This is a genomic window from Myxococcus dinghuensis (genome assembly GCF_024198235.1).
Classification (GTDB): Bacteria; Myxococcota; Myxococcia; order Myxococcales; family Myxococcaceae; genus Myxococcus; species Myxococcus dinghuensis.
The window spans coordinates 104745-117560 of record NZ_JAKCFB010000011.1 but is presented as its reverse complement, the minus strand read 5'-3'; the positions used below and the strand labels follow the sequence as shown (position 1 = coordinate 117560).

At 71.5% G+C, this 12816-nt stretch carries 9 protein-coding genes; 4 read left to right on the top strand and 5 right to left on the bottom strand.

Features of this window, described 5'->3' with window-relative positions; genetic code table 11:
• Positions 1 to 22 precede the first annotated feature (22 nt).
• From LZ198_RS17170 to LZ198_RS17155, 4 genes are all read right to left on the bottom strand, one after another.
• Positions 23 to 1246, bottom strand: coding sequence for a TPM domain-containing protein (locus LZ198_RS17170; RefSeq protein WP_253973063.1), 1224 nt, complete (start codon positions 1244 to 1246; stop codon positions 23 to 25).
• Positions 1240 to 1884, bottom strand: a complete 645-nt coding sequence (locus LZ198_RS17165; RefSeq protein ID WP_253973062.1) for a LemA family protein — start codon at positions 1882 to 1884, stop codon at positions 1240 to 1242. The genes LZ198_RS17170 and LZ198_RS17165 overlap by 7 nt, the downstream gene beginning before the upstream one ends.
• Before the next feature lie 189 nt (positions 1885 to 2073).
• Entirely contained in the window at positions 2074 to 3579 is a 1506-nt protein-coding gene (locus LZ198_RS17160) for a DUF4215 domain-containing protein (protein ID WP_253973061.1), read from the bottom strand.
• 181 nt (positions 3580 to 3760) lie between these two features.
• The gene (locus LZ198_RS17155) at positions 3761 to 4900 is read right to left on the bottom strand and encodes a hypothetical protein (RefSeq protein ID WP_253973060.1); all 1140 of its coding nucleotides are present in this window, start codon (positions 4898 to 4900) and stop codon (positions 3761 to 3763) included.
• Between the two features lie 153 nt (positions 4901 to 5053).
• Between LZ198_RS17155 and LZ198_RS17150 the strand changes: the two genes are divergently transcribed.
• From LZ198_RS17150 to fliB, 3 genes are read left to right on the top strand one after another with little or no spacing between them, the layout of a single operon-like run.
• Complete coding sequence (locus LZ198_RS17150) at positions 5054 to 8347, top strand: TIGR02266 family protein (RefSeq protein ID WP_253973059.1); 3294 nt, start codon at positions 5054 to 5056, stop codon at positions 8345 to 8347.
• Positions 8348 to 8557 (top strand): ClpX C4-type zinc finger protein, encoded by a 210-nt coding sequence (locus tag LZ198_RS17145; RefSeq protein ID WP_253973058.1) that lies wholly within the window; start codon positions 8348 to 8350, stop codon positions 8555 to 8557.
• 14 nt (positions 8558 to 8571) lie between these two features.
• Positions 8572 to 9861 carry a flagellin lysine-N-methylase gene (gene fliB, locus LZ198_RS17140; RefSeq protein ID WP_253973057.1) on the top strand — a complete coding sequence of 430 codons (1290 nt, stop codon included), beginning with the start codon at positions 8572 to 8574 and terminating at the stop codon, positions 9859 to 9861.
• Between the two features lie 16 nt (positions 9862 to 9877).
• Here fliB and LZ198_RS17135 read toward each other — a convergent pair whose 3' ends face one another.
• Positions 9878 to 10489 carry a DsbA family oxidoreductase gene (locus tag LZ198_RS17135; protein WP_253973056.1) on the bottom strand — a complete coding sequence of 204 codons (612 nt, stop codon included), beginning with the start codon at positions 10487 to 10489 and terminating at the stop codon, positions 9878 to 9880.
• Positions 10490 to 10713: 224 nt separating this feature from the next.
• Here LZ198_RS17135 and LZ198_RS17130 point away from each other — a divergent pair, with 224 nt between their 5' ends.
• Positions 10714 to 12747, top strand: a complete 2034-nt coding sequence (locus LZ198_RS17130; protein ID WP_253973055.1) for an alpha/beta hydrolase family protein — start codon at positions 10714 to 10716, stop codon at positions 12745 to 12747.
• The last annotated feature ends 69 nt before the right edge of the window (positions 12748 to 12816 follow it).

Here is a 12816-nt window from a genome sequence, read left to right as displayed (position 1 = left end):
GCGGACTCCGTACGGGGCGGGGCTACCAGGAGGAGCTGGAGCCGCCACCGCCGAAGTCGCCGCCTCCTCCACTGTTGCCGCCACCTCCTCCGCTCCAGCCGCCTTCGCCCCCGCCGAGGTGTCCACCCGGGTGGCTGCCAGGGTCGTAGCGCCCGGGGCCGTGTTCTCCCGCGTGCCGGTCGAGTCGTTGGTGGCTCGTGGACTCGAGGCGGAGGTACTCCGGCAGGTATCCGAACCGAATCATTGCTTTCAGGGTGAGGGACTGGACCCGGGGCTCGGAGCCGAGGTGGAGCGGGATTGCGTTCGCGATGATGCCGACGCTGTAGCGGAGCGTGAAGGCGAGCAGGAGGAACACCACCGGCGGCTGGACGGTGGCGCAGTCCATCCACGTCGGCGCCTTGGCGATGGCGGGCGTTGCCAGGAGGTACCCCACCAGCGGCGTACCGATGGCGACGAGCCTGGCGCTGGGGGGCTGCTTCCTCGGCAGTCGCCACGCCAGGAAGAACCAGAGGGTGAGGGCGCCGAAGAGGCCCAGGGCGATGCTGATGGACTGCCCGCCCCAGGAGGCCAGCGCCGTCACGACGCCGGTCACGAGCACCATGAGCGTGGCCGCGAGGCCGCGCGCGCGCTTCGAACGAGGCGAGCACGGCAGGCTCCGCGCGATGCCCGCCACGGCGGCGAGGACGAGCATCATCAAGAAGGACGCTCCGGGTGGTTCGAGCCGCGGCGCGAGGTGCGGCTCGGCGGCGCTGGCGGGGCCCGACGGCGTGTTCGGAGGTTCGGCGTCTCCGCGCTCCAGCCGCTGGAGGAGCTGCTCGACGATGTTCGTCAGCCCACCGCGCCAGTCCTCGCGCGCGAACAAGGGCGCCTGCGCGTCGAGGATGCTCCGCACGATGCCGTCCGGCAGGGACGCTTCCAGTCCATACCCCACCTCCAGCCGCAGGCGCCGGTCCTTCACGGCGACCACGAGGAGGAGTCCATCGTTCCGGGTCGGGCTTCCGCCCTTCCAGGCCTCGGCGGCGCGCAGCGCGAAGTCCTCGATGGGCTCTCCGGACGTGGTTTCGACGAGGAGCACGGCCATCTGCGCGCCAGTGCGCTCACCCAGGTGCAGCAGCTGGCCGGACACGGCCTCGTGGTCCTGGGAGGGCAGCACGCCCGCGAGGTCCTCGACGGGCTGGGTGATGCGAGGGACGGGGACGGCCAGCGTGAGGAGCGGAACCAACAGCAGCAGGGCGGTCTTCACCATGACGTCAGCTCCGTGGACAGCGGGAGTCTCCTGGGAAGGCCGGCGACCTCCACCACCCAGCGGTTCGGGATGGAGGCTGCGGCGGCGTTGTAGTCGGAGGCCAGTTGGTCGTAGCGGCGTTGCTCCACGGACACGCGGTTGTCGGCGCCGGACAGCTCGGCGTCGCGCTCCGGGCCGGGCGTGGTGGTGGCGAAGCGCGACCGCAGTCGTTCGCTGCGCTCCATCACGTTGCGCACCTGGGCCCGTTGTCGCCCCACCTCCTGGGCCCGCGTGTCGAGGCCGTTGTGGACGGCGGTCGTCCCCATCCCGAGCAGGAGCCCCGCGCCCGCGAGCAGCGCCGCGCTCCAGCGCGCGCGTCGGAGGAGGCATTGACGACGTGCCCGCCGGGCGTGCTCCGCCGCGCGCCGGGTCTGCTCCTGTCGTTCCATCCGCTCGGCCCGGAGGGCCAGGGCCTGGTCGATGTACCGGGCGGGGATGTCCAGTTCCTCGCCGATGCGCTGGAGCTCCTCGGGAGTGAGGGTCTCCAGCGATGCGTCCTCCTGCATCAGCTTCGTCGCCGTGCGGATGAGCTCGTCGACATCCGCGTAGGCGACCTGTTCACCTGGCTCGGATGAACCCGTGCGACGCCGGTCCCTCATGCCCAGGCCCCCCGCCGGACGACGGACGCGTGGCCCGTCGTCACGCACACGGAAAGGCTGGTGCTGGGTGCGGAGGGTGGACAGCGTTCCGCGGGGCCAGCGCGTTGGCCTCGGGTCAACGCTGCTTCATCCGGTGGGACAGTGACCCCACGGCCCCGGAGGACGGACCTCCGGAGCCGTGGGCGTGACTCAGGGCAGCTCGAGCTGGCAGGTGAAGCCGCACCCGTCGCCGTTCAGCAGGTTGCCGTCGTCGCACTGCTCGCCCGCGGAGAGCTGGACGATGCCGTCGCCGCAGCGGGGCGCGAACAGGCAGGCGGGAGCGCAGCGGGAGTAGGCGCCGCCATTCACCCCGTCGTCGCACTGCTCACCCGAGGCGAGCTGCACGATGCTGTCGCCACAGCGGGGACCGAGCACGCAGCCCGGGGCGCACAGGCCATAGCCGCCGCCGTTCACGCCGTCGTCGCACTGCTCGCCGTTGGCGCCCTGGAGGACTCCGTCGCCGCACCGGGGGCCGTAGACGCAGCCGGGAGCACACTGGCCATAGCCACCGGCGTTCACGCCGTCATCGCACTCCTCACCGTCGTCGAGGACGCCGTTGCCACACGCAGAAGGGGTGCTGCACTCCGTCCGGGTCCTGGAGAAATTGAACCCGATGAGCCGGAGCTGGTACGTGGAGCCCACGGTGTGGCGCTCGGCCTGGAACACCCTGATTTCGTAGGTCTTGCCCGGAACGAGGCCCAGCACCGCGGCGCGCTGCGACAGGTTGACGGAGCCCGCCGCCGCGCCATGGATACCGCCCAGGTCGAGCGCCAGCCGACCGTTGATGAAGACCCAGACGTCGTCATCCCCGAGGAAGTTCAGGACCTCCGAGCCCGTGTAGACGAACGTGTGGCGCAGCTCGCTGGTGAAGCTGAAGTTGTGTCCGATTCCGCTGCTGTCCTTGCGGAGCGGCTCCTGTCCGCTGGCCGCCCACCCCCAGTTGTCCGCCGGGAAGAAGGTCGCGTCATCGAAGAGGTACTGGCCATTGCCCACGTGGGTGAGCATCAGGCTTTCGGCCCGGGTGATGTTCACGTTGGGCACATCCCGGTACCACTGGTCGAAGGCCGCCTTCCCGTGCGTGTTCGCCGAGGACATGCCGGCCTTGGCGTAGATGGGCTTGCCCTGGGTGTCGAGCGTGTTGCTCACGATGCCCGCCTCCGCCCCCATGTTGGAGTTCTCGAAGTCGATGTGTCCCCTGGGCAGGCCGGCCATCGGGGGCAGGTCGTAGCCTCGGAAGTCTCGGTAGACGATGGGGATCCTCAGAAAGTCGGCGGGGGGCTCGGTGATGTTGACGCAGAGGGAGCCGGGCTCGCGCTGGCAGGTCGACGAGCAGCCATCGCCGTTGACCGTGTTCCCGTCGTCGCAGTCCTCGGGGGACATCACGTTTCCGTCGCCACAGACGGCCTCACAGGTGCCGTTGAAGCAGATCAGCTCGCGGGTACAGAGGGGCGTACAGCCGTCGCCCAGGTCGTTGTTGCCGTCGTCGCACTGCTCTCCCTCCTCGACGATGGCGTTACCGCACACGCCGGTGCTCAACGACTTGAGCGCATCCGGCGAGGGAACCTCCGCCTTCTCCTGGCCGCAGGCGGACAGGAGGCAGGCGCAGGTGATGAGCAGCGCGCGCGTGGCGCTCGATGAGCTTCCGGACAACAGCATGAGAGTCTCCATTCAAGGGCGTGAAGTGTGTGGGTTTGAAGCGCCCCACGGCTCGCCTGGCGCCCGGGTGACGGGCGTCCCCATCGCCGAGCGCCATCGCGTCGCGCACTATGAATGGAAGGTCTGACGCTGGTTCTTGATGTGCGATTTGCTTTTGTGTTCCAGGGGCAATTGCACCCCATCAACGGGTCGGTGGGGCCAGCTTCAAGTCCCGGTTCAGCCCCGCGTCCCGACTCACCCGCCAGATGCGCTGGTCCAGGTAGTAGTGGTGCAGGGCGAAGCCCCAGATGAGGCCCGCCATGAAGTCGCGCAGCGTCAGGCCCGCGCCCAATGCCAGCTTCGTGTCGAAGCCGCCGCAGCCCGGATGCGTGCCGAAGCCGCAGCCCAGGCCGCGATACAGCAGGGTGAAGGCCACGCCGCAGGCCACGTAGATGAAGAACCGCTGGCTCACCTTCGGCGCCCAGCCGAACGACGCCGTGTCCGCACCCTGTGAGTGATAGCGATTGCGGTGATAGAACCAGACGACGCCGTGGTACTGGACGTTGTGGAACGCCGTCACCGCCACGGCGAACATCATGAAGTCCATCCGCGCGGCCACCGAAGGCCAGAAGACGAACGCGGACAACCCCAGCGCCGCGCCCATCATCAAGAGCTTCGGCCCGTTCACCGGTGGGCCCGCGCGCCAGCGCCACACCTGCCGCGCCCCGTTCATCACCACCCCCGCGAGCGCCAGCGCGAAGCACGCCGCCGAAAGCGTGGACTCCCAGGTCGGCGCGCCCGTCAGGCCGAGCTGTCTGCGCGCGCTCGGGTGCGTCACCGCGAACGCCACGAAGGGCGCCAGCAGGCCCACGTACAGCGTCACGCTGTCCAGCCGCCGGTCCACCGGGGACGACTCGCCGCCCTTGCGCTGGTACAGCACCATCAACCCGTAGTGCTGCCGCACCACGTGCCAGTAGGCCCACAGCGACGCGAAGGTGAGGAACGACACGAACGGCAGCTTGCTCCCCAGGGCCACCGACACCGCGAAGCACAGCGGCCCCGCGCCGAACCACGCCAGGCTCCCCACGAGGAGCCGGCGCCGCGTCCTCCACTCCCGCGCGTCCAGGTAGGTGCGCGACACCGTCGCGAACAGGTGGGGGCCGTCGAGCACCAGGACCCAGGACCACCACAACACGGGGGCGCTCACCCCACCCCAGACGTGAAGTGCGACCAGCGCGAGGCTCGCGCCCAGTCCTCCCACCGTGGAAATCAGGTCGTGGCGCCGGTCGACGAGCCAGGTCGTGCGAGCGGCCACGGACGCAGTGAGTGGGAGCGTGCTCATGCCTGGGTCTCCTCCGTCCCGCGAGGATAGCGTTTTGCCAGGGAGGTGCAGGTAGGCCACGGGCCCACCTGACGTCCACCAATGGCCGGTCGGGCGGCCAAGGGGTCAAAACCCTCTTGAGCGCGGCGCTCCGGACCGCGATGGTGGTGCGTCATGGATCAAGGCAGGCGCACCACGGACCGGAAGGCGGTCGGTCTGTTGGTGAAGCTCAAGCATGAGAGCGTGGGGAGCTTCGCGGAGGAGTTCGCCACCAACCTGAGCCCGGGCGGGATGTTCATCCGTTCGCGCACCCCGCAGCCCGTGGGGACACCCGTCAAGTTCGAGGTGCAGATCGCCGGGGGCCTGCGCGTGCTGCGCGGCACCGCCGAGGTCCGCTGGGTCCGCGACGTGGGCGACCCCGCGGGCCCTCCGGGCATGGGGCTCCAGTTCCAGGAGCTCGACGAGCCCAGCCGCTCGCTCGTGGACATGATGCTGCTGCGCAAGCCGGTCTCCGGGGGCGTACCCGCCGCCGCGCCGCTGCCGTCCATTGCCCCGTCCATCGCGCCCTCCGTCGCGCCGCTGGCGCCCTCCATCGCGCCGGCCGTCGCGCCCATGGCGCCCTCCGTCTCGCCCGTGCAGGTGAAGCCCGTCGCGGCCCCGGCCGTCGCCCGGGCGGCGCCCGCGCCTGCCTCCGGGGGCGCCGCGCTCGACTCCCTCTTCGACGACATCGAGGCGCCTGCGGCCTCCGCGCTCGACGAGCCCTTCGACTTCTCTCCGCCGCCGTCCGCGGACGACGACGTGGACATCCCGCTCGACGAGCTCATCGCGAGCACGCCGCCGCCGGGCAGCGCGTCCGTCGAGGTGGCGGAGGTGGACGAGCCGCTGCCCGGGCTCGACTTCGAGATCGACGCGCTGACGGCCGACGCGCCCGTGGCCATGGGCCAGCCGCTCGAGGAGGTGCCCATCGAGGTGGGCATCACCGTGGAGGAGGAGGTCTCCGCCGCGCCCTCGGCGCCTCGCGCCAGCGGTCCGCTGGAGTTCGACCTGGACCTGTCGGAGGCGATGGACACGCCGCCCGCGAGGCAGGTGCCCGCGCCGCCGCCGTCCGCGGGTGGTCCGCTGGAGTTCGACCTGGACCTGTCGGAGGCCATGGAGGATGCGCCCCCTCCGAAGCCGCCTGGGGCGCCGCGCCCCGCGCCGCCGCCCGCGCCGCCGCCGCCGTCCGCGAGCGGTCCGCTGGAGTTCGACCTGGACCTGTCGGAGGCCGTGGAGGAGGCGCCGGTCGCGCCGCCCCCGCGTCCCGTCGCGCCGCCGCCTCCGCCCGCGGCCGCCGCCGCGAAGCCCCGGAGCGGGAGCCTCGAGTTCGACCTCGACTTCAGCGACGCCGTGGACGAGCTGCCGCCCGCCGCGCCGCCGCCGGTGCGCACGACGCCTCCGCCCGCGCCCACGACCGGCTCGCGCATCTCCGACGGTGACTTCGACTTCGACTTCGAGGTGATGGAGACGAACACCGCGCCGGGCGTGGCGAAGCCCGCCGCGTCGCGTCCGCCGCCGCCTCCCGTCGCGACCCCGGTGCCCGTCGCGCAGCCCGCCGCGCCGCGTCCGCCTCCGCCTCCGCCCGCGGCCGTGGCGCCTCCACCCCCGCCCCCCGCCGCGGTGGCCGAGGCGCTGCCCAACGTGCGGCGCGAGGCCCCCCGGGCCCCGGAGCCGGTGGGGACGCCCACGCTGCTGACGCCCACGGTCGCGAAGCCCGCCGCGTCCGCGCCCGCGCTCGACGAGCGAGGGTTGCCGAAGACGGTGTTCCTGCCGCCCCCGCCGCAAATCACCGGCACCGGCCCCGTCATCGGCATCGACCTGGGGACGACGAACTCGTGCGTCGCGCTGCTCTCCAACGGGCGGCCCACGGTGCTGCGCTCGCGCGAGGGCTACAACACCATCCCCTCCATCATCTCGCTCAACGCGCAGGCCAAGCTGCTCGTCAGCCACCGCGCGAAGAGCCAGCTGGTGCTGCGCCCGCAGCACACCATCTACGGCGCCAAGCGGCTCGTCGGCCGTCCCTACGACAGCGCCGTGGTGAACCAGGTCCGCGAGCGCTTCCACTACGACATCGTCCCGGACGCCGCCGGCCGCGCCGCCGTGCGGCTGGGGGAGAGCGTGCTGTCGCTGGAGGAGGTGCAGGCCATCATCCTCCGCGAGTGCAAGGAGATGGCGGAGGCCCACCTCAACCAGAAGGTGGAGCGCGCGGTGGTGACGGTGCCCGCGTACTACTCCGAGCCGCAGCGCGAGGCGGTGCGCAAGTCCGGCATCCTCGCGGGCCTCAAGGTGGAGCGCATCCTCAACGAGCCCACCTCCGCCGCGCTCGCCTACGGCCTCAACCGCGAGCTGAACAAGAAGGTCCTCGTCTACGACCTGGGCGGCGGTACCTTCGACGCCACCATCCTCAAGATCGAGAAGAACGTCTTCGAGGTGCTCGGCACCGGCGGCGACATCTTCCTGGGCGGCATCGACTTCGACAACCTCATCGTCGACTTCCTCCTGGCGCGCTTCCAGGAGAAGGAGGGGCTGGCCTTCAACGGCGACGGCATCGCCCTGTCGCGCGTGAGCGACGCGGCCGAGCGCGCGAAGATGGCGCTGTCCGAGCGCGCCAGCTTCGAGGTCCACATCCCCATGCTGATGATGGACGACGCGGGGCGTCCTCGCGACCTGCGCGTGGTGATGACGCGACAGGAGCTGGAGAAGATCTGCGACCCGCTGCTCAGCCGCACCGTGGACGTGGTGCGCGACGTGCTCCTGGACGCGAAGCTCAAGGCGAGCGAGGTGGACGACATCATCCTCGTGGGCGGCATGAGCCGCATGCCGCTGGTGCGCGACAAGCTCAAGGGCCTGTTCGGCAAGGGGCCGCAGGCCAGCGTCAACGCGGACGAGGCGGTGGCCCTGGGCGCGGCGCTCTACTCGGGCTCCGTCGACAAGGTGAGCAGCGTGGTGCTCATCGACGTGCTGCCCATGACGGTGGGCCTCGCCATGCCCGGCGGCGCCTTCAAGCGCGTCATCGAGCGCAACAGCCCGCTGCCCGCCCAGCGCTCCTTCGCCCTCAGCACCAACAAGGACAACGAGGAGACCCTCGAGCTGTCCGTCTTCCAGGGCGAGGACAACCACATCTCCGCCAACGAGTACCTGGGCACGGTGCGCATCGAGGGGCTGCCCAAGGGCCCGAAGGGCTCGGTGCGCGTGGCCGTCACCATCAAGCTCGACTCGGAATGCGTGCTGCACGTCGAGGCGCGTGAGTACTCGACGCGCAAGGAAGTGAAGGCCACGCTGGCCACGCGCTACTCCCCCGAGGAGCTCCAGAAGCAGCTCCAGGTGAGCAAGGAGTCGGTGAAGGCCGCCGAGGAGCGACGCGGCGCGGACCTGAAGGAGCGCGCCGGTGGTTTCTGGGGCTTCGTGAAGAAGGCCCTGGGGCGCAAGTAGATGAGCGCCTCGTCCGTCCAGCGCCGCTGCTCGTTCTGCGGCGTCTTCGAGCACGAGGCGAGCCGCCTCCTGCCCGGGACGGACGGCGCCGCCATCTGCGGCGACTGCGTGGTGCGCCTCTTCGCCCAACTGGACCGCGAGGCCTTCGACGAGGACTGGAGCACCGAGCCCCTGGCGGACGACCCGCTGCACGGAAGGTCCGACGCCTGAGCCCCAGGAGGGCCATGACCGCCGCCGCGCCCCGGTACATGACGCGCTTCCAGTGCCTCGCGGACGCCTGCGAGGACACCTGCTGCGCGGGGCTCGTCGTCCCGGTGAGCCAGACGCGCTGGCGGCTGATGCGCGAGGTCGTCGCCCAGGGCCCCGACGCGGCGCGCGTCGAGGCGCTCGTCGTCCCCAACCCGGACGCGGGCTCGGAGGACGACGTCGCGTACGTCGCGAAGCGGGACGACGGGCACTGCGCCTTCCTCGATGAACGGAGGTTGTGCTCGCTGCACCACCGGCACGGCGAGGCGGCGTTGCCGGATGCCTGCGCCCTGTTCCCGCGCGCGGTGACGCGGAGGGACACGCGGCTGGAGGTGGCGGGCTCCTTCGGTTGCCCCGAGGTGGTGCGCCTGTGCCTGCTCTCCGAGGACGCGCTGGAGGTGGAGTCCGCCGCGCCGTCGCTCGCGGTGCGGCCGGAGCTGGCGCGGGAGCTGGGCGGCGGGGACGCGGAGGACGGATGGACCCGGCACGCGGAGCGCGTCCGGGGGCTCGCGCTGCGCATCCTCCAGCACCGTGAGGCGCCCTTCGGCGCGCGCCTGTTCATGCTCGGGCAACTGGCGCAGCGGCTGGAGGGCCTCTACTTCCGGGGCACCGACGCGTTCCGCGGCGAGCCCCGCGCGGGCGCGGAGGCACGGCTCGACGAGGTGCTCCTCCCGTTCGACGTCCCGGAGGTGCTCGACGCGCTGCGCGCGAGCTACGGCGCGGTGTCGCTGCCGGGAGCACCCTGGGCGGGCATCTGCGCCGCCGCGCTCCAGGCGCGCCTGGCCTCCGTCCGCGCGCCCCGCTTCCTGGCGCTGGCGCACGCGGTGCTCGACTCCTACGGAGGCGCGGAGGCGTCCGCCGAGGTCCGCTGGTCCCGCCATGCCGCGCGGCGGGCGGTCCTCGAGCCCGTGTGGGGAGCGCGCCTCGAGCAGTACTCCCGCCACCACGCGGTGAACCACTGGCTGCGCCACCCGTTCACCGACGCGGCCTCGGTGATGGAGTACGTGTTCAAGCTGTCGCTGCGCGCGGCCGTGGCGCGCTGGCTGCTCCTGGGCCACCCGGAGGCGGCCGCGCTGTGCGAGCGCGATGGCCTCCTCCAGTCCCCGGACGCTCGCGCCCGGCTGGATGCCGCGGCGGTGGAGTGCTTCCAACTGGCGGCCAAGCACCTGGAGCAGTCCCCGGAGCTGCACGGGCTCGCCCGGGGCCTGTCGGGGGACGGCGGCCCCGAGACGCCGTGGCGGATGCTCGTGCTGCTGACGGGGCTGTAGGCGCGCCGCGCCCGGGTCAGCGGGGCTTCGCGCCCAGCTTCTCCATGGCCTGCTTGAACACGGCGTAGTCCTGCGCGCCCTGGATGCCGTAGCGGTCGCCGAGCACGAAGGTGGGCACGGCGTTGACGCCCATGGCGCGGGCCTCGCTCACCAGGTCCTCCACCACCTGCTCGAAGCGGCCCTCCTCGACGGCGCGCTGGAGCGCGTCCGCGTCCAGGCCCACCTCCTCGGCGGCGCCCCGGAGCGTCTCCCACTGCCAGAGGTCCTGGCCCTCGCTCCAGTAGCGGCGCAGGAGGGCGGCGTGGAAGGGCTCCAGCTTGTCCTGGGTGCGCGCGTACTCGGTCGCCTGGTGGGCCCGCCGGGTGGACGGAATCACGTCCCGGTCCACCATCTTCAGGCCCGCGGCCGCGGCGCGCTGCTTGAGGGGGTTGTTCGGGTCCTTCATCTTCTCGCGGATGTGGGCGGGCAGGGGCAGGCCCTCCGGAGGCGTCTCCGGCCGCAGGAAGAAGGGGCGCCAGTCCACGTGGATGTCGAAGTCCCGCTGGAGCTTCTTGACCTCCTGGAGGCCGACGTAGCACCAGGGACAGACGAAATCGGACCAGACGCGGACGGTGATGGGCTCGCTCATGGGGCTGTGACTAACCGGGGCGCCGCGCCACGTCATGCTTTCCGCCGGTCCGGGTCGCCTCCGCTGTCCGCGAATTCCACCGGGGCCGGGCATACCGGGGCCGGCCCCCTGTTCAGGCGGCCCGAGGTGGACAGCGCCCGGAGGAGCGGGCACCGTCCACCCCCGAAAGCCACGTCCGCGCACCGAGCTGGAGGCTGGCGCGCGGCCCCACCCAGGAGGACACCTTGCCGCTGTCGCTAGTCGCGGCCCTGGCCCTCGGCGCCGCCCCGGCGCCCGCCCGGACCCAGCCGTTCACCCACCAGGACATGATTTCGATGCGCCGGCTGAGCAACCCGCGCGTCTCCCCCGACGGCAAGCAGGTTGCCTATGTGCTCCGGACCACGGACCTGGAAGCCAACCGGGGCCGCAACGACTTGTGGCTCGTCTCGCTCGACGGCGAGGCCTCGTCCCGCCAGCTCACCTCGCACCCGGACTCGGACTCCGACCCGGTGTGGGCCCCGGACGGCAAGAGCGTCTTCTTCCTGTCCTCGCGCGGCGGCTCCTCCCAGGTGTGGCGCCTGCCGGTGGACGGCGGCGAGCCGCTCCAGGTGACGAAGCTCCCCCTGGACGTCGGCACCTTCCGCGTGTCGCGCGACGGCACCCAGCTCGCCGTGTCCCTGGAGGTGTTCCCCGACTGCACCTCGCTGGACTGCAACACCCAGCGCGAGGCGGACCGCTCCAAGCGCAAGGCCACCGGCCGCACCTACGACAAGCTCTTCGCGCGTCACTGGGACACGTGGAAGGACGGCCGCCGCTCGCACATCTTCGTCGTCCCCGTGGCCGGCGGCACGGCCGTGGACGTGATGAAGGGCATGGACGCGGACGGCCCGTCGAAGCCCTTCGGCGGCCCGGAGGAGTACACCTTCACGCCGGACGGCAAGAGCGTCGTCTTCACCGCGCGGGACGTGGGCCGGACGGAGTCCTGGTCCACGGACCTGGACCTGTTCGTCGCGCCCATCGACGGCAAGGTGAAGCCCACCAAGCTGACCACGAAGAACCGCGCCACCGACACCAGCCCCGTGTTCAGCCCGGACGGCAAGTCGCTGGCGTACCTGGCCATGTCGCGGCCGGGCTTCGAGGCGGACCGCTACCGCGTCATCGTGCGCACGTGGCCGGGCGGCCAGGAGCGCGTGCTCGCAGAGGATTGGGACCGCTCCGCGGGCAGCCTCGCCTGGAGCGCGGACGGCAAGACGCTGTACGCGACGGCGAACCACCTGGGCCAGCAGCCGGTGTTCGCGCTGGACGTGGCCGGCGGCCCGGTGCGCCAGCTCACCAAGGACGGCACGGATGATTCGCCGCAGCCGGCCGCGGGGGGCCGCGTCGTCTACGTGCACGACGACCTGGACTCGCCCGCGGACCTGTTCGTGATGAACGCGGACGGCACCGGCGCGCGGCAGCTCACCCAGGTGAACGAGGACGCGCTCGCGCGCGTGCGCTTCGGTGGCTTCGAGCAGTTCCAGTTCCAGGGGTGGAACAACGAGACGGTGCACGCGTACGTCGTGAAGCCGGTGGACTTCGACCCCAAGCGCCAGTACCCGCTGGCCTTCCTCATCCATGGCGGTCCGCAGGGCTCGTTCGGCAATCACTTCCATTACCGGTGGAACCCGCAGGTGTACGCGGGCCGGGGCTACGTGGCGGTGATGGTCGACTTCCACGGCTCGACGGGCTACGGGCAGGCCTTCACGGACGCCATCCGCGACGACTGGGGTGGCAAGCCGCTGGAGGACCTGCAGAAGGGCCTGGCCGCGGCGCTCCAGCGCTACCCGTTCATCTCCAAGGAGAAGAAGTGCGCGCTGGGCGCGAGCTACGGCGGGTACATGATCAACTGGATCGCCGGCAACTGGGCGGACGGGTTCAAGTGCCTGGTGAACCACGACGGCATCCTCGACGAGCGGATGGGCTACTTCGACACCGAGGAGCTGTGGTTCCCGGAGTGGGAGCACAACGGCACGCCGTGGGACAACCCGGAGGGCTACCGCAAGCACAGCCCCATCGAGCACGTGGCGAAGTGGAAGACGCCGATGATGGTGATTCACGGCGGCCAGGACTTCCGCGTGGTGGAGACGCAGGGCCTGGGCACGTTCACCGCGCTCCAGCGCCGGGGCATCCCCTCCAAGCTGCTGTACTTCCCGGAGGAGAACCACTGGGTGCTCCGCCCGGCGAACAGCCTCCAGTGGCACGACGAGGTGCTGGCGTGGCTGGACCAGTGGACGCGCTAGTCCTCGCGTAGTCGATTCGAGGCGTCACCCGGGGCCCGCGGCGTTCATCGCGCGGGCCCCGTTCGCGTC